Below are 25774 nucleotides of genomic sequence, written 5' to 3' on the forward strand. Positions count from 1 at the left end.
TCGTTCAGAGAGTCATCGTCTCTCTATATGATATAACCATTATACTGAAAAATTGAAAAAAGACGAACCCTGCTTTGACTTCCCACATTAAATCGGTCATCATTAACATGTAGGTTAAACGATTAAAGGGGGAAGAGGAATGAAGATTGGGGTAGTCTTATTTCCGTCTAAACAAGTGCAAGATTTTGCGAACTCTTATCGAAAACGCTATGACACAAAATATGCGTTGATTTCACCTCACGTGACCATTAAAGAGCGGACAGAGGTGTCAGAAGAAGACTTGCCGAAAGTACTCGAGTACTTGCAACAAGTTGCGGATTCGACTAAACCGATTCAGTTAAAAGTCGATGGCGTTCGGTCTTTCGCACCGACGAACAATGTCTTGTATTTAAAAGTGTTACCGACACGTGATTTGTCGACTCTTCAGCAACGACTGCATGAAGGTGTGCTCAACCAAACACCGAAATATGAATTCTTGCCGCACATCACGATTGGTCAAGATTTGACCGATGCCGAGCTGTTCGACGTCCTCGAACGTATGCGTATGGAGCAGGTTCATTTCGAAGAGACGATCACTCGTATGGCCGTCATGTATGAACTCGAAAATGAAACATGGAACGTCTATGAGACGTTCCGTTTCCGAGGCTAACCTTATATGCTCCGGTCGACATAGCGACCGGGGTTTTTTTCTTGCTCTTCTTCAAGCCATTCTTCACGTCGAGGTCGGATTCGTTGGACACGTTTGATTCGTGTCACCGGTTCGATGCTTGCTCGACCTGATGGCTGGACTTGTCGGTTGACGTATTGTACGACAGTAAAATCAATCTGATAGGGACCCATGATCTGACCTCCTTCATAGGTCCTTACCCGATTTATTCACGAGGTAATACAAAAATGGCGCATCACTGCGCCATTCCCCAAACTTATAAAATATGGTATCCGCTATCTACGTGAATGACTTCGCCGGTCACGCCACTTCCCATCCCCGAGAGGAGGAAGAGGCCTGTCGAAGCTACTTCTTCCGCCGAAACGTTTCGACGCAATGGCGCCTTCTGTTCAAGCTCAGAAAGGATACTGTTGAAATCACCAACCCCTTTGGCTGACAATGTACGAATCGGCCCCGCCGAGATAGCATTGACACGCACACCATGTGGACCGTATTCGTTCGCCAAATACTTGACGCTCGAATCAAGTGCCGCTTTGGCGACACCCATCAAGTTGTAGTTCGGAACGACACGCTCGCCGCCGAGGTAAGTGAGTGTGATCACCGAGGCGTCTTGTGCGAAGTAAGGCTTCGCCGCTTTCACAACTGCCGTCAAACTATATGCTGAGATGTCTAATGCCTGCGCGAACTGACCACGTGTCATTTCTGAGAACTCACCGCGCAATGCTTCTTTGTCAGCAAATGCGATCGAATGCGCGATTCCTTGAATCTCGCCAGCTTGTTCGTGAATCGAACGGAATGTTGAATCAATCGCTTCGTCATTCGTCACATCACACTCAAGTAGAATCGCTTCTTGTTTCAACTCACTTGCGAGTGACTCGAGACCCGATTTGAATCGTTCTGCCGCATACGTTAACACGAGCTTCGCCCCTGCCTCATCAAGCGTTTTGGCAATCGCCCATGCAATCGAGCGCTTGTTGGCAATCCCCATGACGACGTACGTTTTATTCGTTAATGTTGGATAAATTGACATCATAAACTCCCCTTTTTAGTACCTGGTGATAATATCTGTTCTCAGATTACAGAAAGGTTTCTGTTTTGTCAACCGACTCGTTACGTATTGCGATTTTTTTAAGTTGCGGTAAGATAAAATACGTATAGAAAGGGTGATTCGACTCCATTATGAACCGTATACAATCATATTTTAAAAGTTTAGATACGACACTGTTGACCATCGTCTTCCTATTGATGATCATCAGTCTCGGTGCAATCTATACCGCTCAACCGATGTTGCCAACGCGACTTCAACATATCAACTTCGCTCTTGAACAAGGCATTCGTTATGTCATCGGCTTTTTTGCAATGTTCGCGATCATGACGATTGAATATGAGCAACTCCGGAAAATCCATTGGTACTTATACGCATTCGGTCTACTTCTGCTCGTCGGTCTGATTCCGTTACGTGACACGTCGCTCGTACCGAACATTAACGGGGCGTATGGTTGGTATAACGTGCCTGGATTCAGTTTCCAGCCAGCCGAATTCATGAAGCTCTTTTTATTGATTTCCATGTCGACCATCGTCTATGAGCACAATAAACGTTACGGATCGTCACAACTCGATACATGGCTTCTCGTGAAACTGGTACTAATCGCCATCCCGCCGCTCGGGCTGATTGTGACACAACCGGACTTAGGGACCGGGCTCGTTCTGATGACGATGCTCGGCGCCATCATCATCGTCTCGGGAATCGGTTGGAAGTGGCTTCTTGGTCTCTTCAGCGCTGCGGCTTTGACCATCGGCACATTCATGTATCTGTTCTTTGCCCATTTCGAAGTCTTACAAGCATTCGTACCTGGACACGCCCTCAACCGCTTCCAGGCCTGGATTTATCCTTACGAATATTCAGATGATCTGGCATTCCAATTAATCAAATCGCTACAGGCGATTGGTTCTGGACAGATGTTCGGAGCAGGATACGGCCAGGGTCTCGTCTATTTACCGGAATCTCAAACGGACTTCATATTTGCTGTTATCGCAGAACACTATGGGTTCATTGGCGCAGCTCTCGTGATCATCGTCTTCTTCTTATTCCTCTATCGGATGATTCACATTGCGTTAGAGTCTAGTAGCGCGTTCGGAAGTTATATCGTCACCGGTGTTATCGCCATGTTCACGTTCCAAGTGTTCCAAAACATCGGTATGACAATCGGTGTCTTGCCGATCACTGGACTTACCCTCCCGTTCGTCAGTTACGGGGGAACAGGGATTATCATGAACATGATTGCCATCGGTCTCGTCATGAACGTGGCCTCTAAATCAAAAACCTATATGTTTGATGATGATTGACAAAATCCCTCAAGGTTTTACCTTGAGGGATTTCTTTATATAGTTCGAAAATCTTCCGGAATTGGCGCCTCAATCTGAATCTCATCCCCTGTCATCGGATGAATGAATCGCGCAGACGCGCTGTGAAGGGCGTGACGGGGCATACGAGTCGTTCCCCCATACATGGAGTCCCCAATGAGCGGATGACCAATATGGCGCAAATGCACGCGAATTTGATGGGTCCGTCCCGTCTCGAGTCGAATCGTCAATAACGAGCCGCTCTCAAATGGCTGACACGCGAGGATATGCGTGATGGCGCGTTGTCCCTCAGTTGTCACGACTCGCTCCATAATCGAGTTCTCGGCACGCCCAATCGGTGCATCAATCGTTTGTGGTGTCACTTCTTCTTCGACCAATGCCTTATACGTACGTACCAATCCATTCGCTTTCTGAAGTTCACTAAATCGATGATGAATAAATCCATACTTTGCAAACAAGACGACACCGCTCGTGTCGCGATCGAGCCGATTGATCACGTGAATCGCAGATGACAGACCGATGCGTTGATAATAGCCGAGTACAGCGTTCGCAAGTGTATCGGTCGGATGTAGTCGTGATGGAATCGTGGCAATCCCTGCCGGTTTATCGACCGCCAACAGCGTATCATCTTCATACAGAATTCGAATAGGACGATCTGAGGCGACCATGTCGAGTGAAGGGGCTTCAAGCGGGAATCGCACCATCACTTCATCCCCTGGTTCGAGTTCATGTCTTACGGTGCGGTGCATGCCATTCACTTCAATATCCCCTTCATGCTTCACGAGTGTGAGCATCTTTCGAGAAATCCCCATATCTTGCATTAAAAAGTCGCGAAGTGGGACGGCTTTCTCCACAACGCGACGAATCGTAAACCCTTGCATTCGTTACTTCCCTTCCTCGATGAACGATTCGCGAACTCGGCGCCAGAATGGGAAGGGCCGGAAGCGAGCGAACGTCACTTTTTCTTTTGCGACCGCACATCGAATCGAGACGACATCCGACCAGGACAACGCTTCTTGATGGTCAAACGCCAATTCAAATTCGGTTTTCGTGTGCGGTTTGATTTTCACTTGATGGTGTTTTGGTAAGAGAAGCGGTGCACCGATCGTTCGATACACTAGGTTGTTGATTGAAGCCATCTCAGTCACTTGAATGGCTTCAATCGATGGGTGAACGATTGCTCCACCGAGTGCCTTATTGTAGGCGGTCGAACCCGATGGTGTCGATATACATAATCCATCTCCACGAAACGTTTCAAAGTAGTCGTCTCGAATCGATAAATCACAGACGAGCGTGCGCTTGTAGTTCTTAATCGTGCAATCATTCATCGCCAGTCGACGATCAGTCACCCCGTTCTCATAGTCAATGAGCACCTCAACGAGCGGATAGGAGACCGGCTCGAACGATTCGCTCGTGATCATCTCGGTCAGTTCATCCAACTCCTCCGGTTGCCAATCGGCATAAAATCCGAGATGCCCGGTATGAATCCCGACAAGTAGCGTTTCATCGAGTCGGTCGATGTATTTATGAAACGCCTGTAACATCGTCCCGTCCCCTCCGACCGATACTACGATTCGGGGCTGTTCCGATAATGTATGCCCGGCGGCTTGAAGTTTTTCAGTCAGTTCCTGAGCGATCTCCGCTGATCGCGTATCTCCCCTCGATACAATCGCAAACTGCATATCGGTTTCCCCCTAGTCTTCGTCCGTTTTCACGTTCATCTCTTTATCCCGAAACACTTGCTGGGCGTCCTGAATTTCAACGCGGAGTTGGCTCATCTCGGCATCGAGTAAAAAGGCCGCCTCGGCTGCACGTCTCAATCGTTCCTGCACTTCAAGAGGCATGTCACCATCATATTTATAATTCAATGAGTGCTCAATCGTGGCCCAGAAATTCATCGCAAGCGTGCGGATTTGCACTTCAACGAGCGTAGGGATTTCACCGTGAATCGTCTGAACCGGGTACTCGATGATGACATGATATGATCGATAGCCCGAGTCTTTCTGATGGGTAATGTAATTGCGTTCTTCCACTATTTTAAAATCTGTTCGACGATGTAGCAAATCCAAGACGTGAACGATATCATCGACAAATTGACACATGATTCGTAATCCCGCTATATCCTGCATATCCGTCGCCAATTCATGGTCAGCGATATTTTTTCGTTTCGCTTTCTCGAGAATGCTCCCGACCGGCTTCACTCGACCTGTGACAAATTCAATCGGAGAATGGTCATTTTGGGACTTGAATTGCTTTCGAACGGCTTTCAATTTGACTTTCAACTCGTCTACCGCGATTTGATACGGTACTAAAAACTGATCCCAGTTCACTGATTGCATACGCTGTCACCACTTTCGTTCTTTTCCGGAAAAAACGCGTCCTTTCCGTATGTATCCGTTTGTATGGTATCATAAACGAACAATTGTTCATAGAATGGAGCGATGATTCATGACCCAAGAAGTGGAAATTGAATTTAAATCAATGTTGACGAAAGACGAGTATGAGACACTCCTACGTGCCTATCAGCTTGATGACCAAGTTCGTTGGCAGGCGAATGATTATTTCGACACCCCTTCCTTTCAGCTAAAAGCGAACGGGGCAGCACTTCGCATTCGCGAGAAGAAACATGGTCAAGTGCTGACGTTAAAGCAACCCAACGAGGTCGGCTTACTTGAGACACACGCCACAATTACAGAAGATGAGGCTGAGGATTTGTTTAAGTATGGAATCATTCATGACGAGCAAATGAAGCAGGCATTGGCTCCGTTTCAGCTAAATGCACCGCTTGAGCATCTCGGTCGACTCGAGACGAACCGGGCAGAGCTCCAGACAGAAGACGGTCTCCTCGTTTTGGACGAAAGCCATTATTTGGAGACGACCGACTATGAAATAGAATTTGAAGTGACGAATGAAGAAGAGGGAAAACGTGCGTTCGAAGGACTTCTTGAAAAACATGGTCTCCCCTATCGTCCCGCTAAAAATAAAATCGTCCGATTCATGGAATTAAAAATAAGTCGGTTGGAAGGTTGAGCAGATACATTGCCAACCTTTTTTTTTCGTTGCTACAATGAGTTTACAAAGTTAAATGAGTTTTTTGACGAGAGGAGGCGACACAAATGGAACTTGAACAATGTAATGGGTCATCCTGTTCACTGGAAGAAACTCCTATTCAAGTAACGTATAAGCCATTGGAGTTATTCTATTTCATGGACATCTCAAGTCCTGAGAACTTTCATGTGATGACACTGATCAAAAAGTTAGAGATTGAATACGGACACGTGATTCGTTTTCGAATGGTCTCTACCGTTCCTAGCTGTGTTGGCGGATGTCAGGAAGAAGTTCGCCTTCTCACCATGATCAAAGCGCTGGAATTACAAGGGAAACGTCATGCGATGCGCTTCTTGCGTCATTTGCATGTGAATGATCTATTCTCTGGTGAACAACTTGGTTCAATCGATTTATGGGAAATCGCACGTTCTTTCGAAGAGTATGGCCTTGATTTAAGTGAACTCGAAGCCGATCTTCAATCGAACCAGCTCTTGAATGCACTAGCTGTCGACCATCAAGTGTTGAAAGATTGGGAGATTGAGTTATTGCCCGCACTCACATTCGTGACGCGCGATGAAGCATTGAAGATTGAAGGGGTTTATCCGTACGACGTCTATCAATCGGTCATGACTGAATTGTTAGGTTATGCACCGAGCCGTTCGACCGATTGGGATGTAGCCAAAGTGTTGGCACGCTATGATGCGTCGACCATAACAGAGCTATCGTACATTCTAGACTTGGATAAGACGGTGATTGAACGCGAATTGAAGAAACTCTCCCTACAACAGCGTTGCCGTCCTGTGCCAGGATGTAGCGGTGAAGCGTGGGCTCAAACGAAATAAAAAAGAACCCCATGGCCGGGGAGCCATGGGGTTTTTGACGTCTCAAGCGGGGACAAGAGACATCGAACCTTGAGGCCCGGGGAAGGCCTACAAGATGGGAGAAAGTTTACGGTCAATAAAGGGGTTTGTGATTGATTTCACACTTATAATATACCTAGTGCAGAATCATCTGACAACCTCTTTGTGCATATTGTCACATATTGTTCACGAGAACAATAATGATTCCATTTCATCAAGAACCGCTTCGAACTGATCGAGCGCTTTTAATACCGGCTCCTTCGTCGTCATATCGACGCCAGCCGCCTTCAACACCTCGATCGGATAGTCACTAGAACCCGCCTTCAAGAAGTTATCGATATAACGACGCACGGCTGGCTCCCCTTCTTCCATGATCTGTTGTGACAGTGCAGCAGATGCCGAAATCCCTGTCGCATATTGATAGACGTAGTAGTTGTAATAGAAGTGTGGGATGCGCGCCCACTCATATGAAATCTCTTCATCGATGACAATCTCGTCTCCGAAGTAACGTTTGTTCAACTCGAGGTATGTTTCATTTAAGTACTCCGGAGTGAGCGATACGCCTTCTTGAGCAGCTTGATGAATCATGTGTTCGAATTCAGCGAACATCGTTTGACGGAACAATGTTCCACGGAACGTTTCAAGCTGATTGTTCAACAAGTAGAGACGTTCTTCTTTCGCTGTTCTCGTTTTCAACAAATGGTCATTCAACAAAGCTTCGTTCGTCGTCGATGCCACTTCTGCAACGAAGATCGAGTAATCGCCATACGGATATGGTTGCGATGCGCGCGTGTAATGACTATGCACCGAGTGTCCGAACTCGTGTGCGAGCGTGAACAAGTTGTTGACGTTATCTTGCCAGTTCATCAGGATGAACGGTTGCGTATCGTATGCTCCCGAGGAGTAAGCACCGCTACGCTTACCGCGTGTCTCTCGAACGTCGACCCAACGCGAATCGAGACCGTCTTTGACGATTTGGACGTACTCTTCTCCGAGTGGTGCCAAACCATCTACCATCCATTGTTTCGCTTCTTCATACGATACTTTCATTTCGACATCTTTGACGAGTGGTGTGTAGAGGTCATACATATGCAACTCATCTAAGCCGAGCGCTCGCTTACGCAACGCGACATAACGATGTAACAAGTCGAGTCGTTCGTTTACAGCTTCTACAAGCCCATCGTATACAGACTCCGGAATCGCATTATGATGGAGCGCGGACTGTCTTGCACTTTCAAACTTACGGACAGTCGCATAGAAGTTATCTTTCTTCACACTTCCAGATAATGTTGAGGCGAACGTATTCAAATATTGCGCGTACGTCCCGTACATCGCTTTAAATGCCCCTTCGCGAACGCTTCGGTCAGCCGATTCAAGGAACGTGATATATCGACCGTGCGTCAACTCAACTTCTTCCCCTTTTTCATTTTTCACTTTCGGGAATTTTAAATCTGCGTTGTTGAGCATACCGAACGTCGAGCTCGATTGACCGAGCACATCTCCGGCTTGTGCCAAAATCGATTCTTCCGCCTCCGTCAACACGTGTGGACGCTCTAGTGCCAACTCATCGAATGCATGACGATAAACGCGAAGTGACTCATTCTGCTCCATGAAGGCTTCAATCTGATTCTCATCAATCGAGAGCAACTCAGGTGTCATAAACGCGAGTTGTGCTGAAACTTGAGACGCAAGTGAGCCGGCACGATCATTCAATGCTTGATAATGGCTATTCGCCGTGTCTTCGTCATAGCGCATATGAGCATACGTATATAGCTTATGTAACTGACGTGAGAGATCGTCCCGAAGTTGCAACGCTTCGTGCAACGTTTCCGCCGACTCCCCAAGGCGTCCTTTAAATCCAATCAATGCCGGCACTTTCTCTTTTAACGCTTGAAAATCCGATTCCCAAGCCTCGTCATTGCTGTAGATGGTTTCTAAGTTCCATGTTTCTTCCACTGGAACTTGCTGTCTAGTCAATACCTCTGACATACGTCCACTTCCTTTTCGATGATTAAGTCGATTGTAAAATCAATCGCTGAAGTCCTTGAAACAAACGTGTATCGTGATGTCTGGCCTCCTCGTAATGCTTTGGATGCGGCCATGACCTGACATCACAGGATAGACGACTCGCATTCAAGAGTTGTTTCCATTGTACATGAAATGACTGGGAAAAGTCGCTTGTCGGTGTCACTCCAAATTGTCGACATGTTTTTTGAATACTCCATTCCACGGAATCGCGCGGTGACTCGTAGCGATTCAAATAATGCACGGTCTGAAAATCAATCGGATGTACACGGATTCCCCAAAGCGATGAAAGCGGAAGGTAACAGGCGGTCGGTAATAATCCGGGTAACAGACCAAGTGGATAGAGCCGATTCAATATGAGCCGTCGATTTAGCGGAGACGGATAAATCGGCGACATGCGTTTACGACGAATCATCTCTATCCATTCAAAAGCATCGAACCGATAATAGGCTTCGTACGGTGACGTGTTCACTGAAGATGAGATTTCCCAGTTTCCGATTCCATACTTGATCGAAATCGGAAATCCATTGAAGCGTAACAATCTCCCATTTTTCACCGTCAACAACCGATGTCGCTGAAAAAGTTCTAGACGCATCCATGGTTGAAACGATTGATTGTTTCTCAAATCGAGACCGCTCGCAATCCAAACCACATCAAACCCCGCTCGTCGATAATCATTCGTTCGTTCGGCGTATTCTCCAGGTCGTAAAGGAGACGCCTGAATTTCGAACACGGTGTGCTGCCCGTCCATGTTCGTGAGGATGTCAGCCCGACGATTCTTAATCGTCACTTCTTGCTCGACAGGATAGCCATTCTCTTGAAGCCACTGGCATATTGCCCATTTATCCTGATGATGCATGACCGATTCAGCTCTCCCACAGGTGTGGATATGCGCAAAATGCAGCCGTTTCTTCACACCTTGCTTCACAATCAACATTTCTTGACAAGTCGGGCATCGAAAAGGAGCAAGTTGCTCTGCTTGCATCCGATTTAATGTAAAGGAATCAACGATATCCCCTTCCCGATCGATTGCAAACCGCATCTTGCTCCCTCCTCATAGCAGTGGTGAAAACATTCTGGCTAATGATTCAACGAGTTTGATAAAGAATGACCGTTTCGCGAACTCTTCTAATACGAGTTCGTGTGACCCTTCGAAATCATCATATAAGTCTTGTTTCAGTTGATGGACTGAGTTCGTGTTATAGAGGAGCGCATTGACCTCGAAGTTCAAATGAAAGCTCCGAAAATCCATGTTCGCCGTCCCAATCGTGGCTAATCCATCATCCACCACGATGACTTTTGAATGCATGAATCCCTTCTCATATAGATAGATCTTTACACCGGCGAGTAACAGTTCTTCATAATAGGACCGACTCGCGTAGAAAACGATTTTATGGTCGGGATAACTCGGTAAGACGATGCGGACATCAATTCCTGATAATGATGCCGTCTTTAAGGCACTCATTATGTCTTCATCCGGAATCAAGTAAGGTGACGAAATGTAGACAGATTTTTTTGCAGCATTGATGAGTGAAAAGTAAATGGATTTCATCGTCTCATAAGGTTCATCCGGTCCACTCGCAACGATTTGAACCCCTCCGCTCGCACTTCTTACCGTCTCAAGCGGCTCTAGATAGAACGGTGTGAATAGGCGTTCCCCGGTCATGTAATACCAATCTTGCAAGAAAATCAGTTGCAGTTCAGATACCCCTTCTCCTCTGACATACAGATGAGTGTCGCGCCAAAATCCGAACTTAGAGTGCTCACCCAAGTACTCATCCCCTACATTCAAGCCACCTGTGAATGCCTCGGTACCATCGATGACCACGATTTTTCGGTGGTTTCGATAGTTCGTCTTACTCGAAACGAGTGGCAATACAACTGGAAAGAATGCCTGGACTTGGACACCGGCTTGCTTCATCTCTTCAAAGAACGTGCCACTCGTATGAATGGACCCGACCGCATCGTACAAAAACCGGACTTCGACCCCCGCCTTCGCCTTTTCAATCAAGATTCGCTGTATTTCCCGAGAAATACGATCTTCCCGAAAAATATAATACTCTAGATGGATGTGTCGGGACGCTCCTTTCAGAGCCGGCAATAACTTCGAGAATTTTTCACGGCCGTTCGTCAAGATTTGGGTATACGTATTCGATGAAACAGGTAATTGGTTCAACGAAGAAGTAAGATGCATCAGCTTCTCATAATCGTCGTGGGCGAACATAAGAGACGGCGACAACGTCATCGCTTTCTGACGATAGGCCAAGTATGTCTCTTCATCAAGCATCGCTTTTTCTTTGAACATACGTTTACGTCGATAGTTCTGGCCGAATACAAAGTATGCAAATAATCCGATGACTGGAAAACCAATCATGACGATTGCCCAAATGAGCGTACGTTGTGGATTTCGATTTTCAAGTAAGATGACGAGTAATATACTGAACGTTGTCAAAAAGACGAGAATCGAGAACAATCCAATTACTTGTGAGCTCCAGTAATACGATAATATCGCAATGAGTCCTGCGAGCAAAATGAGGGAAAAGAGTACTTGTATGCGTCGCAACATATTATAAGCTGACCTCGTTTCTGTCATGTATTATCATTAATTATACATCGTAACGTCATCTTTTTGAGGGGAGCGAATGAATTATGGGGACTTTTCTGATCACAGGTGCGACAAGCGGGATTGGTCGCGCCGTCGCTTTACAGTTGACTGCTAAGGGGCACCGAGTCATCGGGATCGGTCGGGATGAAACAAGAGGCACCTCTCTCGAGTCTGATTCAAATGGACAAGCCACATTCATTCGATGTGACCTTGCTTCGACAGAGGACATCGACCATCTTTTCTCTCAGTTGAAAGAGCAAGGTGTGACCTTGAACGGATTATTTAATAACGCCGCTACTTTTGGTAGACCGGGCACACCTGAACGTTTGACACATGAGTCGTATAACGAGGTATTCGATGTCAACTTGTATGCGCTGAACACCGTCACACAACGTGCCATTCCCCTATTTGACCAAGGAGCGAGTGTCGTCAACAATGCCGCCATCGTTGGGCACGTCAAGTTTCCACCGATGCTCGCGCACTATGCCGCTTCAAAGGCGGCCGTAATAGCCTTAACTAAAACGTTCGCACACCGAATGAAAGGAAAAGTAAGATTCAATGCCGTTTGTTTTGGACCGATTGACACACCGCTCAGTCACAAGCTATATGGGGGTGAAGCAAAGTTCAAAGAGGCGATGACCCACCATTTCCGGGGACATGCCGCACATCCTGAGGAAGTGGCGCCGGTCGTAGAATTTTTATTGACTGATGCTTCAACTTACATTAACGGCCAAGCCATCACAGTCGATGGCGGATATACATTGTCTTGAACAGAGACCACCTCTTCTTTAGAACAGGTGGTCTCTACTCATGTCGTCATCTTTTTAGCCCGATTCATCTTATTGCGCAAATAGTTCTGTTCTTTCGCATGAAGACGATCCCAATCAATCACATCCGCAAAATATTGAATCATGTCCTCAAATGTCGAATCGAGTGTTTCATGTGCTTGGAGGCGCGCCATTCGAATCGCCTCGAACACGGACCCCATCACAAAGATATCTCGGCTCGCATAAGTCTGCATCGGCGATAGCGATTCAAATAGAATCGTCTCAAGCGTTTTTCGTTTCACATGCCAGTCAGACTTCCCGTTCGAATACAAAAAATCACCTTCTGGTAATTCACAAAGTTCTCTTAAAATATCCCCGATGTAATGAATCGCATGAATTGCCGTGTTCGGATCATTGATTCCTGGAGAGATTCCTCTTAGCGCAATCTCACTCAATTTTTCAACCGCAAATGACGGGTCTTGCATCGAAGAACGAACTTCGCCAATCTCAAACAACTCGATGTCCGGCACATCCTCACCCTTCCAGAATCCGAGTAAATCACCTTTGGCTACAAACTCCCCAACAGCTACAATAGACTCGAAATCCGTTGAATAATCTCCTTGCTTCTCTCTTAAAAACAAACGAATATAACCCGTTCGCGGAGCTCGTACCGCTTGACCTTCGAACGAATGGACAGATCGAGGCAGGACGAGATGAACCTCATCCGACTCAATTGCCTTTTTTTGCTCGCTGATGACAGAGAGCGCTTCTTTATGTAACGCGGATAATAGACGTTCCGCCTGAATCGAAACACTGATCGTCTGGATGAACTTGACGAATGCCCAAATCGAACCAATGACTAAGAGCACACTGATCCCGGACGACAACACGACCCCTTCATCTGCCGTACGGACGAGGAATAAGTTCGAAATTCCATAAACCGTCGTCATGATGAAAAGACCGAGCGTATGCTTGGCCGACGTGTTCGTCAAAAAGTTATTGATTGTCCGGGGAGAAAACTGAGAGGAATACGTTGTCAATACGACCAGAATCGTGGAAAAACTGAACGTCATCATCGTCATCAGGCTCGTAAATGTCGAAGACAACACAGACGCCGCTGAGTCCAGATCTAAATAAATAAAGTCTGGTAATAAATCACGAAAGAAATCCCCAAACATTTGGGTTAATGCCGTTAATACGATGCCACCCATTCCGTATAAAAATGGGACAAACCATGCACTGTCATCAAGTAGTAATCGAATTCGTCTCACCATACCAACACCTCTTTACCGTCGATTTGAAAAAATCGCCTGTCCAACTGAACAGGCGATGTGTCATTAGAAATAGTGACGCACTTTCGCAAAGACGTCGCCATCGAGAATGAGTTTTCCATACTCTTCAAGCATCGGTTGCGTCTGTGTGCTGAATGTTAAATACTCTGCTAAAAGACTGAGTGCATTCTCTTCGTCTTCCGGTTCCATTTCATCCGGGAAATCAATCCACAAGTAGTAACGGTCCTGATAGTGGTATAGTTTCAAATCAAGATCGCTGAACATGTCTCCTGCGCGTTTACTCAGCGAAATGATTGCCTCGAAATCATTTGTTTCCATCGCGAGTGGTGCCCAAGCATCTGCCTCGGCTTCAAGTTCATCCAACTCACTCAATTGGTCGAGTACCGATTGTTGATCCCGTGCCTCATCGATTGCTGATCGAAGAAGCGAACCGAGTTCAGAATCGTCTTCCGTGTCCATTACATTTTTCGCGATTGTTACAGTCACTTCTAGACCTTTTTCAAAAGCTTGTACTTGAATCCATAGTGGACCATCAAACGAGATGTCTTCACGTTCGTGAGCCTCGTCCATCATTTGCCAGAACAGCTGCTCGCCTCGTTCTCGATTGTACCAAATTTCATCACGAGCAAAACCACGTTTCTCGATATCCACATATGTGATGAAAAATTTGACGGTATTATCATTGATGCGCTCAATTTTCACGATTGTCCACTCCCTTCTCACCTCGCTCCCAATTCACATAAGGAGGAGAGGGGAAATTGTCTTGTTATCTTTGTACCCTTTTTAACATCGTTCAATCTAGATGAAGGGTTATAACTTTATTTTATAGGAAATAATCGATAATAAAAAGCACACTGCTTAAACAGTATGCTCTCATTCATTCACAAGTCGCTGGGCTTCCTGTAATTGGAACGTCCGAACTTTACGTGGCAAGAATCGACGAATCTCATCTTCGTTATATCCGACCTGTAAACGTTTCTCATCAATCAGAATCGGACGACGTAAAAGACCTGGATATTCTTGAATCAAATCGTAAAGCTGTTGAAGAGATAACGCATCAACAGACACATCGATTTTAGAAAAGACTTTCGAGCGAGTCGAAATGATTTCATCCGTCCCGTCTTCTGTCATACGTAAAATTTGTTTAATCTCATTCAATGAGAGCGGTTCTGAAAATATGTTTCGTTCTGTAAACGGGATATCATGTTCTTCGAGCCAAGCCCGTGCCTTTCGGCAAGATGTACAGCTTGGAGACGTATAAAGTGTGACCATTTTTCTTCCTCCCTGATCGAGTATGCGTCCATCTTTTTAAGTGACTCTATTTGTATACCCAAATTCGCATCCACTTAATTATAGTAATTCTTATTTATCAAAACTTCAATGATATTCTTTATCAATCAGATATGAAAAGAGGGCGCATTCGTTGAATGCGACCTTGAACGACCTAACTTAAGACGCAGGGATTCGAGAAACCGGTTGAGACACCGTCTCTTTCCCTGGCTTGACTTGTAAGTCTTTCAGCTTTTTCTTCAATACTTCTTTCAAAAGTCTCTTTTTCTCTCGCAGAACTTTGTCACGTTCTTTCATGGCCTCTCACCCCCATACAGCGTAAGGAACCGACCGAGCATTACCGATTCTGAAAATCTTGAAGTTGCACTATATCTACATTTAAATTATAGCACACTCGTTTGTGAAATGTGAATCATTCTTACACGTTCATCTCAAATTTACACAGATATCATTTGCAATGAATTGAAGAAACCTGTATAGTTTATAGAAATAACCTTTTTATTTTAAAGGAGGAGAGCGATGATGAGAATCACTTTAGAAACGATTATGAAACATCCGGTTACCCAAAAATATTTAACTCGATCTGGCTTAAAACATGCGGTCGACGTCTGTGAACGCGCTCTCGAAATGGCAACGAAACGTGGTCTTGATACAGATTTGGCGACGAAAGCTGCGCTTCTTCATGATATCGGACACTATGAATGGTATACAGAAGGTAAATGGAATTATGATTTGTATCGTCAGAACGATATCCATGCGATTAAGGGGGCCGAACGTGCCCACAAATTATTGATTCGTTTAGGGGAAGATCCAGCCCGAGCAAAAGAGATTTCTGTCATGATTCTCTTGCACACGGATTCCTACCTACCACCGAGTCGTATTCAACGAACTCCACTTCAACAGCTCGTCCATGACGCGGACACGTATGTGGAGCAGCCAGGCGGTCTTCATCATTACGAGACAATGGAAATTGAAGATGCGTTAGCTCGCGTCCGTCTAATCGACGCCATCGTGGAACGTCTTTCTAATTTACCACGCATCTCGAACGGATAATCAGTCACCTACTTTAATAGGTGATTTTTTTGTGCAAAAAAATCCTGACTCAATAAATGAGTCAGGATTGATTTCGTTATACGAGTTGCGCTTTATACGCTTCGTACTCTTCGTCTGTGAGCGAGACATAGTGCCCCGGCTCAACTTCGCGAAGTGGCGGGATACTTGAATCTTCATCTGAACGTCCGACTGGACCTTTCGATGTCGATTCATATACGATCCGTTTACGTGTACGCTCATGCTCCGGGTCTGGAAGCGGAATCGCTGAAAGGAGCGATTTCGTATAGGCATGAATTGGGTTCTCATAAAGGCGATCTGCTGTTGCAAGCTCTACGAGGTGACCTTGATACATAACACCGATACGGTCAGAGATGTATTTAACCATCGACAAATCGTGAGCGATGAACAAATACGTCAAATCGCGATCGCGTTGCAATTCTTTCATCAAGTTGACGACCTGCGCTTGAATCGAAACGTCAAGTGCAGAAATCGGCTCATCGGCGATGATGAAGTCCGGTTCAACCGCAAGAGCACGGGCAATCCCGATACGCTGACGCTGACCACCTGAGAATTCATGTGGATAACGGCTCGCGTGCTCTTTCGTCAAACCAACTGTTTCAAGAAGGTCATATACGCGGTTCATGCGGTCTTCTTTCGTCTTCGCAAGACCGTGAATATCGATTCCTTCTGCGATGATATCGGCGACTGTCATACGCGGATTGAGCGAAGCGTATGGATCTTGGAAAATCATTTGCATCGCACGGTTGAATTTCAATTTGTCTGCCTTCGATTTTTTTTCGTGGACGTTTTCGCCTTTGAACACGACATCGCCATCCGTCGCGTCGTAGAGACCGATAATCGTACGTCCTGTCGTTGACTTCCCACAACCAGACTCACCTACGAGTCCAAGCACTTCACCTTTGTAAATATCAAATGAAATCCCGTCGACCGCTTTGACAACGCGGCCACGACCAATTTTAAAGTGCTGCTTCAGGTTTTTTACCTCGAGTAATTTCTCGCGTTCCATTATTCAGCACCACCTTTCGTAAACGATTTTGCGAACGCACTGTCTGGACGATATTTGAGAGCGAGTTCACGAATCGCGCGTGGCGGGTTCACCGCTGGCGCTTGCGGATGTAACAACCAACTCGAAGCGAAGTGTGTATCACTTACTTGGAACATCGGTGGCTCTTTCTCAAAATCAATCTTCATCGCGTATGGATTACGCGGTGCGAATGCATCCCCTTTTGGAGGATCGAGCAAGTTTGGAGGCGTACCCGGGATTGCCGGTAACGCTTCATTGCGGTCATCTGTCGGACGCGGCATCGAACCGAGAAGTCCCCATGTGTATGGGTGACGTGGCTCATAGAAAATCTCATCAACCGTTCCTTTTTCAACGAGACGTCCCGCATACATAACAGCAACACGGTCAGCCATGTTCGCAACAACACCAAGGTCGTGCGTGATGAAGATAATCGCTGTGCCGGTCTTTTGCTGAATGTCTTTTAACAGTTCAAGAATCTGCGCTTGAATCGTTACGTCGAGTGCTGTTGTCGGTTCATCGGCAATCAACACTTTTGGGTTACATGCGAGTGCGATCGCAATAACGATCCGTTGTCGCATCCCACCAGAAAGTTGGTGTGGATACTGTTTCAAGCGTGCTTCAGGGTTTGGAATCCCTACAAGTGTCAACAGTTCGAGCGTACGTTTCTTCGCATCCTCACCCGTTAACCCTTGGTGCTGTTTCAACCCTTCTGCGATTTGCTTGTAAATCGTCATCGTCGGGTTGAGCGATGTCATCGGGTCTTGGAAAATCATTGCGATGTCGCGACCACGAATTTTAAGCATTTCTTTTTCCGAAAGTTTCGCCAAGTCTTTTCCTTCGAACATGATTTCTCCGTTCGTGATTTCACCTGGAGGGTTCGGAATGAGACGCATAATTGCCTTCGAAGTAACGGATTTACCTGAACCCGATTCTCCTACGATGGCGAGCGTCTCGCCTTTTTTCAAATCAAACGAAACACCACGAACAGCCTGAACTGTTCCTGCATATGTGTGGAACGAGACCTCTAAGTCTCGGACTGATAAAATCGTTTCCATGCACGAGTCCCCCTCTTTCTTTTTTATTTACGCATTTTCGGATCGAACGCATCACGCAAGCCATCGGCAAGCAAGTTGAAGCTGACCATGAGCAAGACGATGATGATAGACGGGATAATAAGAAGGAACGGGAAAGTTCGTAGTTCTTTGTATCCATCGTTGATCAACGTACCAAGTGATGCCTGTGGTGGTTGAAGCCCGATTCCGATAAAGCTGAGGAATGCCTCGAAGAAGATGGCAGATGGAATCGTGAACATGAGTGTGATGATAATGGCACCCAATGTGTTCGGAATTAAATGTTTGAAAATCAAGCGTCCACTTGAAGCACCGAGTGTACGAGCTGCCAAGACGAACTCTTGGTTTTTGAGTTTGAGAATCTGACCTCGAACGAGTCGACTCATCCCAATCCAACCGGTGATGGCCATGGCAAGGATGATGGTGAAGACACCTGGGTCAAAGATCAAGATGAACAAGATGATCAAAATCAAGTTAGGTACACCTGTCAAGATTTCAACAATACGTTGCATGATGTTATCCGTACGTCCACCGAAGTAAGCTGAAATACCACCGTATGCAACTCCAATGATTGTATCGATGATGGCTGCGACTAAACCGATAAAGAGAGAGATTCGTGTCCCTTCCCAAATCCGCGACCAAAGATCACGACCGAGATAATCGGTACCAAACCAGAAGTTTTCTTCTACATTCTTCTGTTCGTAGAAGTCGATTTCACGACCTCCAAGTGTTGCCAACCCATCAAATCCAGCCCATTCAAGTCCAGTGACTTTAGGCGGTAGTTTTGCTTGCGAGATGTTCTGTTCGTATGCATCTCGGCTTGAGAGCATCGGTCCAAACAAAGCGAGTGCAACGAGAATTAAAATAATCGAGAGCGAGATGATAGCCGCCTTGTTTTTCTTTAGGCGCATCCATGCATCTTGCCAAAAGTTCAAACTTTTTCCGGCAATCCGCTCACCAAGCTGTTCATTCATTTCAACTGGTGTGAACATGTCTTGGTCGAACTGTTCGTAATTCTTTTTGTTTTCAATCATCAGTTATTCCCCCCAAGACGAATACGTGGGTCCACAACCCCATAGAGCAAGTCGACAAGTAAAATGATAATAATGAAGAGGGCCGAGAAGAAGAGTGTCGTGCCCATGATGACAGAGTAATCATTCAACGTGATTGACGTAACGAACAATTCTCCAAGACCAGGTACTGCGAAAATTTTCTCGATAACGAATGTACCCGTTAAAAGTCCAGCTGTCATCGGTCCAAGAATCGTGATCGCTGGGATCATCGCGTTACGTACCATGTGTTTCCATACGATGGCGTTACCCGTCAACCCTTTCGCTTTCGCGAGCGTGACATAGTCTTGTCCGGTTACTTCTAACATCTCGGTTCGGACGAAACGGGCAATTGCTGCCGTAACCCCGAGCGATAACGAGATGGTTGGTAAGATCGTATGAGCTGGAGATTCCCAGAATGCTACCGGAAGCAACTGTAATTTAACTCCAACATAGTACTGAAGGAGGGCTGCAAAGACGAATGATGGGACGGAAATCCCGATTACCGATACGAACATTGAACCATAGTCAATTGCCGTATTGTGACGAATCGCCGCAACAACACCCAACAATACACCTAATAGAGTTCCAAGTACTAATGCCTGAACCCCTAATTGTGCCGATGGACCAATTCGTTCCATAATCAACTCAGTTACTGGACGGTTAGCCGTACGGAACGATACGCCAAGGTCACCTTGTAGCATGTTTCCAATGTACGTCGCATAGCGGACCGGAAGCGGATCATTGAGTCCGTAGCGGTCATTCAACAATTGAATTTGTGATTCTGTCAGTTTTTCCTGGTTCTGATAAGGCGAACCTGGGAGCAGGTCCATCAGGAAGAACGTGAACGTGGCAATCAAGAAGAACGTGATGAGGCCGTAAGTCAGCCGTTGTAGGATATAACGTCCCATGAATAAAAACCCCCTGTTTTGTCTAATTCTTTCTACTACTTGCACCAACAGCTTCACTATGACATATGACCTATTTTTCAAATTCACAAAATGAAAGGAATTTTCTGAAAGAATAGCTTATACGTCATCTCAAGGCTCTTAGTACAGCGACTGAAAATAAAGAAAATTCTTTTCAGAGATTATTCTGAATTTTCACTGTTACTACATTATACTTTACCAACAAAACATTTGAACAGTATTTTCTCATACTTCGCTAGAATTTTTTAGAAAATTGGGGACATGCGGTTAGCATGCCCCCTCCTTCCATTACTTAATATCAACGTATTTGTACTGGTAATCAGCACCAAATAATTGACGGTTGAAGTTCTCGACGTTTGGACGGATCAAGTATGCCACACCAGCTTGGTAGATAGGCATGATTGCTTGATCTTGTTCAATCAAGAGGGCTTCAGCTTCTTTGAACAAGTCGTAACGTGCATCGATGCTTGTTTCAGCAGATGCTTCATCAATCAACTTGTCATACTCAGATGACGAGTAGTTGATGTCGTTTTGTCCATTGTCTGAAGTGAAGATACCAAGGTTCGTAAGCGGATCTTGGTAGTCAGGTCCCCAAAGTGCGAATGACATTTGGTAGTCCCCTTTTGCTTCACGCTCAAGTTTGTTGTTGAAAGGTTGTTGTGCGATCTCAACCGTTACGTTCGGCAAGTTCGACTCGATTTGACCTTTCATGTACTCAGAGATTTGTTTCGATACTTCACTGTCGAACGAGAGGAGTTCGATTGTTGTTGCTTCTCCACCGGTTACTTCTTCCCAAAGTGAAGCAGCTTCTTCAGTGTTTGTTTTGAAGTATTCCACGCCTTCTGTATAATCCGTTCCGTCTTCATACTTGATGAAGTCTTTCGGGATGAATGACGTCGTTGCTACTGAACCGTTGTTCAAGAGCTGATCGATAATTCCTGATGGGTCGACTGCACGTGCGATTGCTTTACGTGCATTTACATCAGAGAAAAGTTCATCTTCATGGTTAAACTTGAAGTAACCAACTGCAGAACGAAGACCTGTGTTGTAATCTTCATCCTCTTGGAATGCTGCGACTTGCTCTGATGCGAGACCAGCATAGTCGACATCGCCCGCTTCATACAAGTTGACGACTGTAGATGTTTCTTTAACAACTTTCACATCAACAGAGTCGAGAGCAACATTTTCTGCATCCCAATATGATTCGTTTTTCGTTAAGACATAGCCTTGTTCACGATCCCATTTAGTCCATGTGAACGGTCCGTTATAAAGAAGGTTTTCAGGACCAGTCGTGAAGTCTTCACCTTTTTCTGTAGCGAATGCTTCGTTGATCGGAGTGAATGTACCGAACGAAGTAAGTGAAAGGAATGATGGGTCTGGACGCTCGAGTGTAACTTCGAGTGTCTTCTCATCGATTGCTTTTACGCCAAGCTCTTCTTTTGGTGTGTCACCAGTGTTGATTGCTTCAGCGTTTTTAACTGTGTTCATGATGTATGCGTACTGTGAGCCTGTTGCAGGATCAACAGCTCGTTGCCAAGCGTAAACAAAGTCGTTTGCTGTGACCGGTTCCCCGTTTGACCATTCAGCATCACGAAGTTTGAACGTGTAAACCGTTTCGTCTTCGTTTACTTCTGGTTCGCCTTCAGCAAGTGCCGGGACGGCATTTCCATCTTTATCAAGACGGTAAAGACCTTCCATTGTGTTGGCGATCAAGTTGAATGCGACCGCGTCTGTAGCAAGAGCCGGATCGGCTGTTGTGATATCTGACGTATCCGTCAAACGAAGAACTTTCTCTCCGTTTGAAGAAGAACCGCCGCCATCAGAGTCTCCGCCTGTCGAACAAGCTGCGAGAACTGAACCGAGTGCCAAGATGATTGTCATCATGAGCAAAATCGATTTTTTCTTCATTGCGATTTCCCCTTTCGTTTTAAAAAACTAGCCGATCGTCGAATAAACATCTTACTTTTTCTTTAATTTTCTGAATATTTCATAAAGTATTCGACGAAAGAACGTTAGGGCTATTGTAAGAAATTTTTAATATAACTGTCAACTATTGAATAAAACGCTCTCATTTGATTTAACATTCTTACTCGCTTTCTGCCCCACCTTCCTAGTATCATAGAAGAAACACGGAATGTTGATGCATTCCCTCTAACGCTCGAAAGGAGATTACATCGTTGAAAAAGTTTCGAAATATATTGATTGTTTGGGGGATTGTCACACTTTTCTATACGGTGTGGTCAATTTTTTCCTATTTCCGAACTGAGTCCTTCACGTTTCATTTGAGTGGCGGCTTGTTCGTTTCAGGTATTCTGATATTTGCCATCGGGATGTTCTCCCATATGAGTGCAACAGGTCTATTTGACGGAATCATGTACGGATTTAAGCGTAATCGACGTGCAAAGTTGAAAGAAATTGACGCGGACTATGAAGAAGATGAGGAAGAAGAACCGGAAGATCGACAACTCCGTAAACAATCGGCTTGGAACTGGGTGTATATCGGAGTTGGAAGTATCGCTCTCTCATTTCTCGTCGCTTTGATTTAATCTTTTCGTCACTTGAATCCTGTGCTAAACTAAATGCAGAATAAGAACACTTGGATGAAGACAAGTAATTCAATTCCCCTTTTCCTCAGAGAGTCTACGGTGCTGTGAGTAGATGAAAAGTTATTGAATGAATGGACTTCGGAGTGGCTCGCCTGAACAAAAAGTATGGGGAGACGGTTCACGCCCGTTAACGCGTTCAAGTGGCATAGTATATGCAAATTTGGGTGGCACCGCGGTTATTCGTCCCGATTTATTCGGGAGGACGACTGCGGTTTTTTATATTTTTCGGAGGTGTATTCACATGGCAACGATTTTTTCAGGAATCAAACCGACCGGCGTCGTGACGCTCGGGAACTACCTTGGCGCGATGAAACAATTCGTCGACCTACAAGACGACAACAATGCCTATTATTGTATCGTCGATTTACATTCAATTACTGTTCAACTCGACCGTGTCGAGCTCATGAACAACACGCGAAAATTAGCAGCACTTTATCTCGCGTCCGGTCTCGACCCGGAAAAAGCGACGATTTTCGTACAGTCTGAAGTAAAAGCACACGCTCAACTCGGTTGGATGCTAACTTGTATCGCCGGCATGGGTGAGCTCGGTCGTATGACGCAGTATAAAGACAAGTCGCAAGGCAGCGAGAATGTAGGCGCAGGGTTGTTCGTCTACCCGACGCTCATGGCTTCTGATATTTTGTTATACAATACGGAACTCGTTCCAGTCGGAGACGACCAAAAGCAACACATCGAACTTACTCGTGACTTGGCGGAACGCTTTAACAAACGTTATTACGAGACATTCACTATGCCGGAACCACTCATTCAAAAAGAAGGCGCTCGGATCATGTCTCTCACGAATCCCGTGAAGAAGATGTCTAAATCGGATACGAATGCCAAAGGATATATCTCGATGCTCGACGAGCCGAATGTCATCCGTAAGAAGATTAAGAGTGCCGTCACAGACTCGAGTGGTGTCATCTCATTCGATCGGGAGAACAAACCAGGGATTTCAAACTTGTTAGAAATTTATTCACTCTCTACCGGCACTTCAATTGATGACCTCGTCAAGCAATATGAGAATTCGAACTACGGAACATTTAAACAGGATGTGGCAGAAGCGGTCGTTGCCCTGCTTGAACCAATTCAAACGCGTTATCACGAGTTGATTGATTCACCAGAACTCGATGAAATCCTTGATGCCGGTCGCGTGAAGGCTGAAGCCGTCGCGAACAAGAATCTCGCAAAAATCGAGAAAGCGATGGGTCTCAGTCGCAAGCGTGCCAAAGTGAAAAAATAAATGATGTTAAAAAGAACGCTCAGCTGAGCGTTCTTTTTTGTATCAAATATCTACATAAAAAGAGAGACAGGCGTCCCTGTCTCTCTTCGTAAAGATGATTTGATTATTCTTTTCCTTCGATTGAAGCCCACTTGTAAGAGTAGTCCGCACCAAATGCGTGCTCAACGATATCCTTAACATATGGCTTCGTGAGGCGAGCCGATCCACGTTGGTAAACTGGCGAGATTGCGTTCTCTTCAAGAACGATTTTCTCTGCAGCTTGAAGGTCAGCCCAACGCTGTTCAGCATCTGTGCTTGATTTCGCAGATTCGATCAACTTATCGAATTCTTCATTCGACCACTTACCACGGTTGTATGGTCCGTCAGTGACGAAGAGGTCAACGAATGTCATTGGATCTTGGTAGTCAGGTCCCCATCCAGCGAATGTGAACTCGAACTCACCTTTGTTCTCAAGGTCAAGTTTGTTGTTGAACGGTTGTTGCTTGATTGATACCGAAATGCCTGGAAGGTTCTTCTCAAGTTCACCTTTGATGAACTCACCGATTTGCTTCGCAGACTCTGAGTCATAGTTGAGGAGCTCAAGCTCAACTTTGTCTGTTCCGAGCTCTTTAAGCCCTTCTTCCCAAAGTTTTTGAGCTTCTTCCACATTGTATCCACCGATATCGCCGTTCGCTTCACGGAAATCTTTGCCGTCAGGACCTGTTACGAAATCTTTTGGTACGAGGTAGTTCGCAGGAATCGAACCGTTCGCAAGAAGCGTCTCTGAGATTGCTGTTTTATCATACGCTTTGTCAATCGCGTTACGGATTTTTTGGTTGTTAAGTTCTTCCACAGCTGTGTTGAACTGGAGGTAGAAGAGTGTTGGTTCAACGACAGTTGAGAACTCTTCGCTGTCTTGATACTGGGCTACGAGCTCAGAAGTCAAGCCTGTGCGGTCAACGTCACCGTTTTCATACAAGTTAACACCCGTTGAAACTTCTTTAACGACTTTAACGTTGATTTCTTCAAGTTTAACTGTGTCAGCATCCCAATAGTCTTCGTTCTTGACCATCTTCCAGCCTTGCTCGCGCTCCCAGCTGTCGAGTTTGAACGGTCCGTTGTAGAGAGTCGTCTCTGCAGATGTACCGAAGTTCTCGCCTTGCTCTTTATCGAATGACTCGAGTTTTGGCATGAATACGCCGAAGCTAGTCAATCCGAGGAAGTAGTCAGCTGGTGCTGTCAATTTAACTTCAAGTGTTTGATCGTCGATTGCTTTAACGCCTACAGCATCGCGCTCGCCTTCACCTGTGTTGTACGCTTCTGCGCCTTCGATGATTGACATAACGTATGCATATTGTGATGCGTTATCTGGGTTGAGTACTTCTTTCCAAGCGTATTCGAAGTCATTCGCTGTGACAGGCTCCCCGTTTGACCAAGTCGCGCCTTCACGGATTTTGAACGTGTACGTTTTCCCGTCTTCTGAAACGTCGTGAGATTCAGCCATCCCCTCAGTCGGGTTGTCTTCTTCGTCCATGCGGTAGAGACCTTCGTTAACGTTGTTCAATACGTTGAACGATACAGCATCTGTTGCGAGTGTCGGGTTAAGTGAAGGAATATCTGAAGAATCGAGCAAGTTGAGGACTTGCGCTTCATCTGCTGAACCTTCGCCTGTTGATCCTTGTGAAGAATCCGTTTCTTCCCCTGTCGAACATGCAGCTAGGAATGCACTTGATAGAAGTGTAACCGATGATGCTAAAGCAAAACCTTTTTTCTTATTCATTGCGATGACCCCCTGATTTTTTCGTTTTAACGAAGTGAATGATGGTAGAAAATTCAGTCATTTCTTCTGACAGTATTTGTTACCAAAATCCCGTTGATGCAA

General features: G+C 45.6%; 26 protein-coding genes and 1 other annotated feature. Of the genes, 8 read left to right on the forward strand and 18 right to left on the reverse strand.

Annotated features, from left to right (window positions below; translation table 11 throughout):
* Positions 1-139: 139 nt before the first annotated feature.
* Entirely contained in the window at positions 140-649 is a 510-nt protein-coding gene (locus BBB58_RS11855) for a YjcG family protein (protein WP_015881232.1), read from the forward strand.
* Between the two features lie 2 nt (positions 650-651).
* Here BBB58_RS11855 and BBB58_RS11860 read toward each other — a convergent pair whose 3' ends face one another.
* Together BBB58_RS11860 and fabI are read right to left on the reverse strand one after the other, a co-directional pair.
* Positions 652-840, reverse strand: coding sequence for a hypothetical protein (locus BBB58_RS11860; protein WP_015881231.1), 189 nt, complete (start codon positions 838-840; stop codon positions 652-654).
* An 83-nt stretch (positions 841-923) separates the two neighbouring features.
* Positions 924-1697, reverse strand: coding sequence for an enoyl-ACP reductase FabI (gene fabI, locus BBB58_RS11865; RefSeq protein ID WP_074037406.1), 774 nt, complete (start codon positions 1695-1697; stop codon positions 924-926).
* 149 nt (positions 1698-1846) lie between these two features.
* On the opposite strand from fabI, the gene BBB58_RS11870 reads away from it, so the two are divergent.
* Entirely contained in the window at positions 1847-3013 is a 1167-nt protein-coding gene (locus BBB58_RS11870) for an FtsW/RodA/SpoVE family cell cycle protein (protein WP_074037407.1), read from the forward strand.
* Between the two features lie 35 nt (positions 3014-3048).
* Here the strand turns inward: BBB58_RS11870 and BBB58_RS11875 are convergent, their stop codons facing one another.
* The 3 genes from BBB58_RS11875 to yjbM are packed head-to-tail and all read right to left on the reverse strand — an operon-like array spanning position 3049 to position 5370.
* On the reverse strand, positions 3049-3912 hold the full coding sequence (locus BBB58_RS11875; RefSeq protein ID WP_074037409.1) for an RluA family pseudouridine synthase: 864 nt from the start codon (positions 3910-3912) through the stop codon (positions 3049-3051).
* A 3-nt stretch (positions 3913-3915) separates the two neighbouring features.
* Positions 3916-4713 carry an NAD kinase gene (locus BBB58_RS11880; RefSeq protein ID WP_074037410.1) on the reverse strand — a complete coding sequence of 266 codons (798 nt, stop codon included), beginning with the start codon at positions 4711-4713 and terminating at the stop codon, positions 3916-3918.
* 12 nt (positions 4714-4725) lie between these two features.
* Positions 4726-5370 carry a GTP diphosphokinase gene (gene yjbM / locus BBB58_RS11885; protein WP_015881226.1) on the reverse strand — a complete coding sequence of 215 codons (645 nt, stop codon included), beginning with the start codon at positions 5368-5370 and terminating at the stop codon, positions 4726-4728.
* Between the two features lie 109 nt (positions 5371-5479).
* On the opposite strand from yjbM, the gene BBB58_RS11890 reads away from it, so the two are divergent.
* Together BBB58_RS11890 and BBB58_RS11895 are read left to right on the forward strand one after the other, a co-directional pair.
* A complete protein-coding gene (locus BBB58_RS11890) occupies positions 5480-6061 on the forward strand; it encodes a CYTH domain-containing protein (protein ID WP_074037412.1) in 582 nt (193 codons plus the stop codon).
* A gap of 86 nt (positions 6062-6147) precedes the next feature.
* Positions 6148-6921 (forward strand): DsbA family protein, encoded by a 774-nt coding sequence (locus BBB58_RS11895; protein WP_074037413.1) that lies wholly within the window; start codon positions 6148-6150, stop codon positions 6919-6921.
* Positions 6922-7125: 204 nt separating this feature from the next.
* Here the strand turns inward: BBB58_RS11895 and pepF are convergent, their stop codons facing one another.
* The 3 genes from pepF to cls are packed head-to-tail and all read right to left on the reverse strand — an operon-like array spanning position 7126 to position 11530.
* Positions 7126-8928: an oligoendopeptidase F gene (gene pepF, locus BBB58_RS11900; protein WP_074037415.1), complete on the reverse strand. Its 1803-nt coding sequence runs from the start codon at positions 8926-8928 to the stop codon at positions 7126-7128.
* 22 nt (positions 8929-8950) lie between these two features.
* Positions 8951-10006 (reverse strand): competence protein CoiA, encoded by a 1056-nt coding sequence (locus BBB58_RS11905; protein WP_074037416.1) that lies wholly within the window; start codon positions 10004-10006, stop codon positions 8951-8953.
* Between the two features lie 12 nt (positions 10007-10018).
* Positions 10019-11530 (reverse strand): cardiolipin synthase, encoded by a 1512-nt coding sequence (gene cls, locus BBB58_RS11910; RefSeq protein WP_015881221.1) that lies wholly within the window; start codon positions 11528-11530, stop codon positions 10019-10021.
* Positions 11531-11613: 83 nt separating this feature from the next.
* Here cls and BBB58_RS11915 point away from each other — a divergent pair, with 83 nt between their 5' ends.
* Positions 11614-12339, forward strand: a complete 726-nt coding sequence (locus BBB58_RS11915) for an SDR family NAD(P)-dependent oxidoreductase (RefSeq protein ID WP_074037417.1) — start codon at positions 11614-11616, stop codon at positions 12337-12339.
* A 38-nt stretch (positions 12340-12377) separates the two neighbouring features.
* On the opposite strand, the gene BBB58_RS11920 is transcribed toward BBB58_RS11915, so the two are convergent.
* The 4 genes from BBB58_RS11920 to BBB58_RS15200 all read right to left on the reverse strand — a co-directional run bounded on the left by BBB58_RS11920 (position 12378) and on the right by BBB58_RS15200 (position 15215).
* Positions 12378-13610 (reverse strand): DUF2254 domain-containing protein, encoded by a 1233-nt coding sequence (locus BBB58_RS11920; protein WP_074037419.1) that lies wholly within the window; start codon positions 13608-13610, stop codon positions 12378-12380.
* 63 nt (positions 13611-13673) lie between these two features.
* Positions 13674-14330: an adaptor protein MecA gene (gene mecA, locus BBB58_RS11925; RefSeq protein WP_074037420.1), complete on the reverse strand. Its 657-nt coding sequence runs from the start codon at positions 14328-14330 to the stop codon at positions 13674-13676.
* Positions 14331-14501: 171 nt separating this feature from the next.
* Positions 14502-14900: a transcriptional regulator SpxA gene (gene spxA / locus BBB58_RS11930; protein WP_015881217.1), complete on the reverse strand. Its 399-nt coding sequence runs from the start codon at positions 14898-14900 to the stop codon at positions 14502-14504.
* Between the two features lie 177 nt (positions 14901-15077).
* A complete protein-coding gene (locus tag BBB58_RS15200; RefSeq protein ID WP_015881216.1) occupies positions 15078-15215 on the reverse strand; it encodes a hypothetical protein in 138 nt (45 codons plus the stop codon).
* 222 nt (positions 15216-15437) lie between these two features.
* Here BBB58_RS15200 and BBB58_RS11935 point away from each other — a divergent pair, with 222 nt between their 5' ends.
* Positions 15438-15971, forward strand: a complete 534-nt coding sequence (locus BBB58_RS11935; protein WP_074037421.1) for an HD domain-containing protein — start codon at positions 15438-15440, stop codon at positions 15969-15971.
* A gap of 76 nt (positions 15972-16047) precedes the next feature.
* Here BBB58_RS11935 and BBB58_RS11940 read toward each other — a convergent pair whose 3' ends face one another.
* From BBB58_RS11940 to BBB58_RS11960, 5 genes are all read right to left on the reverse strand, one after another.
* On the reverse strand, positions 16048-16998 hold the full coding sequence (locus BBB58_RS11940) for an ABC transporter ATP-binding protein (RefSeq protein WP_074037423.1): 951 nt from the start codon (positions 16996-16998) through the stop codon (positions 16048-16050).
* A complete protein-coding gene (locus BBB58_RS11945; protein ID WP_015881213.1) occupies positions 16998-18071 on the reverse strand; it encodes an ABC transporter ATP-binding protein in 1074 nt (357 codons plus the stop codon). The genes BBB58_RS11940 and BBB58_RS11945 overlap by 1 nt, the downstream gene beginning before the upstream one ends.
* A gap of 23 nt (positions 18072-18094) precedes the next feature.
* Positions 18095-19120 carry an oligopeptide ABC transporter permease gene (gene opp3C / locus BBB58_RS11950; RefSeq protein WP_074037425.1) on the reverse strand — a complete coding sequence of 342 codons (1026 nt, stop codon included), beginning with the start codon at positions 19118-19120 and terminating at the stop codon, positions 18095-18097.
* Positions 19120-20046 (reverse strand): oligopeptide ABC transporter permease, encoded by a 927-nt coding sequence (gene opp3b / locus BBB58_RS11955; protein ID WP_074037427.1) that lies wholly within the window; start codon positions 20044-20046, stop codon positions 19120-19122. Before opp3b ends, opp3C begins: the two co-directional genes overlap by 1 nt.
* A 306-nt stretch (positions 20047-20352) precedes the next feature.
* Entirely contained in the window at positions 20353-21972 is a 1620-nt protein-coding gene (locus tag BBB58_RS11960) for a peptide ABC transporter substrate-binding protein (RefSeq protein WP_074037428.1), read from the reverse strand.
* Between the two features lie 269 nt (positions 21973-22241).
* Here BBB58_RS11960 and BBB58_RS11965 point away from each other — a divergent pair, with 269 nt between their 5' ends.
* Together BBB58_RS11965 and trpS are read left to right on the forward strand one after the other, a co-directional pair.
* A complete protein-coding gene (locus BBB58_RS11965; RefSeq protein ID WP_074037429.1) occupies positions 22242-22610 on the forward strand; it encodes a DUF3899 domain-containing protein in 369 nt (122 codons plus the stop codon).
* A gap of 42 nt (positions 22611-22652) precedes the next feature.
* Positions 22653-22861, forward strand: a binding site (T-box leader).
* A 50-nt stretch (positions 22862-22911) separates the two neighbouring features.
* Positions 22912-23913, forward strand: a complete 1002-nt coding sequence (gene trpS / locus BBB58_RS11970) for a tryptophan--tRNA ligase (RefSeq protein ID WP_074037431.1) — start codon at positions 22912-22914, stop codon at positions 23911-23913.
* Between the two features lie 103 nt (positions 23914-24016).
* On the opposite strand, the gene BBB58_RS11975 is transcribed toward trpS, so the two are convergent.
* Complete coding sequence (locus BBB58_RS11975; protein WP_074037432.1) at positions 24017-25672, reverse strand: peptide ABC transporter substrate-binding protein; 1656 nt, start codon at positions 25670-25672, stop codon at positions 24017-24019.
* Positions 25673-25774 lie beyond the last annotated feature (102 nt).

This window comes from Exiguobacterium profundum (assembly GCF_001909285.1).
GTDB lineage: Bacteria > Bacillota > Bacilli > Exiguobacteriales > Exiguobacteriaceae > Exiguobacterium > Exiguobacterium profundum.

What these genes read in the sequence shown, in the direction of transcription:
- BBB58_RS11855 (WP_015881232.1), top strand. Translation starts at nt 140, where the DNA reads ATGAAGATTGGGGTAGTCTTATTTCCGTCTAAACAAGTGCAAGATTTT.
- BBB58_RS11860 (WP_015881231.1), bottom strand. Translation starts at nt 840, where the DNA reads ATGGGTCCCTATCAGATTGATTTTACTGTCGTACAATACGTCAACCGA.
- fabI (WP_074037406.1), bottom strand. Translation starts at nt 1,697, where the DNA reads ATGTCAATTTATCCAACATTAACGAATAAAACGTACGTCGTCATGGGG.
- BBB58_RS11870 (WP_074037407.1), top strand. Translation starts at nt 1,847, where the DNA reads ATGAACCGTATACAATCATATTTTAAAAGTTTAGATACGACACTGTTG.
- BBB58_RS11875 (WP_074037409.1), bottom strand. Translation starts at nt 3,912, where the DNA reads ATGCAAGGGTTTACGATTCGTCGCGTTGTGGAGAAAGCCGTCCCACTT.
- BBB58_RS11880 (WP_074037410.1), bottom strand. Translation starts at nt 4,713, where the DNA reads ATGCAGTTTGCGATTGTATCGAGGGGAGATACGCGATCAGCGGAGATC.
- yjbM (WP_015881226.1), bottom strand. Translation starts at nt 5,370, where the DNA reads ATGCAATCAGTGAACTGGGATCAGTTTTTAGTACCGTATCAAATCGCG.
- BBB58_RS11890 (WP_074037412.1), top strand. Translation starts at nt 5,480, where the DNA reads ATGACCCAAGAAGTGGAAATTGAATTTAAATCAATGTTGACGAAAGAC.
- BBB58_RS11895 (WP_074037413.1), top strand. Translation starts at nt 6,148, where the DNA reads ATGGAACTTGAACAATGTAATGGGTCATCCTGTTCACTGGAAGAAACT.
- pepF (WP_074037415.1), bottom strand. Translation starts at nt 8,928, where the DNA reads ATGTCAGAGGTATTGACTAGACAGCAAGTTCCAGTGGAAGAAACATGG.
- BBB58_RS11905 (WP_074037416.1), bottom strand. Translation starts at nt 10,006, where the DNA reads ATGCGGTTTGCAATCGATCGGGAAGGGGATATCGTTGATTCCTTTACA.
- cls (WP_015881221.1), bottom strand. Translation starts at nt 11,530, where the DNA reads ATGTTGCGACGCATACAAGTACTCTTTTCCCTCATTTTGCTCGCAGGA.
- BBB58_RS11915 (WP_074037417.1), top strand. Translation starts at nt 11,614, where the DNA reads ATGGGGACTTTTCTGATCACAGGTGCGACAAGCGGGATTGGTCGCGCC.
- BBB58_RS11920 (WP_074037419.1), bottom strand. Translation starts at nt 13,610, where the DNA reads ATGGTGAGACGAATTCGATTACTACTTGATGACAGTGCATGGTTTGTC.
- spxA (WP_015881217.1), bottom strand. Translation starts at nt 14,900, where the DNA reads ATGGTCACACTTTATACGTCTCCAAGCTGTACATCTTGCCGAAAGGCA.
- BBB58_RS15200 (WP_015881216.1), bottom strand. Translation starts at nt 15,215, where the DNA reads ATGAAAGAACGTGACAAAGTTCTGCGAGAGAAAAAGAGACTTTTGAAA.
- BBB58_RS11935 (WP_074037421.1), top strand. Translation starts at nt 15,438, where the DNA reads ATGATGAGAATCACTTTAGAAACGATTATGAAACATCCGGTTACCCAA.
- BBB58_RS11940 (WP_074037423.1), bottom strand. Translation starts at nt 16,998, where the DNA reads ATGGAACGCGAGAAATTACTCGAGGTAAAAAACCTGAAGCAGCACTTT.
- BBB58_RS11945 (WP_015881213.1), bottom strand. Translation starts at nt 18,071, where the DNA reads ATGGAAACGATTTTATCAGTCCGAGACTTAGAGGTCTCGTTCCACACA.
- opp3C (WP_074037425.1), bottom strand. Translation starts at nt 19,120, where the DNA reads ATGATTGAAAACAAAAAGAATTACGAACAGTTCGACCAAGACATGTTC.
- opp3b (WP_074037427.1), bottom strand. Translation starts at nt 20,046, where the DNA reads ATGGGACGTTATATCCTACAACGGCTGACTTACGGCCTCATCACGTTC.
- BBB58_RS11960 (WP_074037428.1), bottom strand. Translation starts at nt 21,972, where the DNA reads ATGAAGAAAAAATCGATTTTGCTCATGATGACAATCATCTTGGCACTC.
- trpS (WP_074037431.1), top strand. Translation starts at nt 22,912, where the DNA reads ATGGCAACGATTTTTTCAGGAATCAAACCGACCGGCGTCGTGACGCTC.
- BBB58_RS11975 (WP_074037432.1), bottom strand. Translation starts at nt 25,672, where the DNA reads ATGAATAAGAAAAAAGGTTTTGCTTTAGCATCATCGGTTACACTTCTA.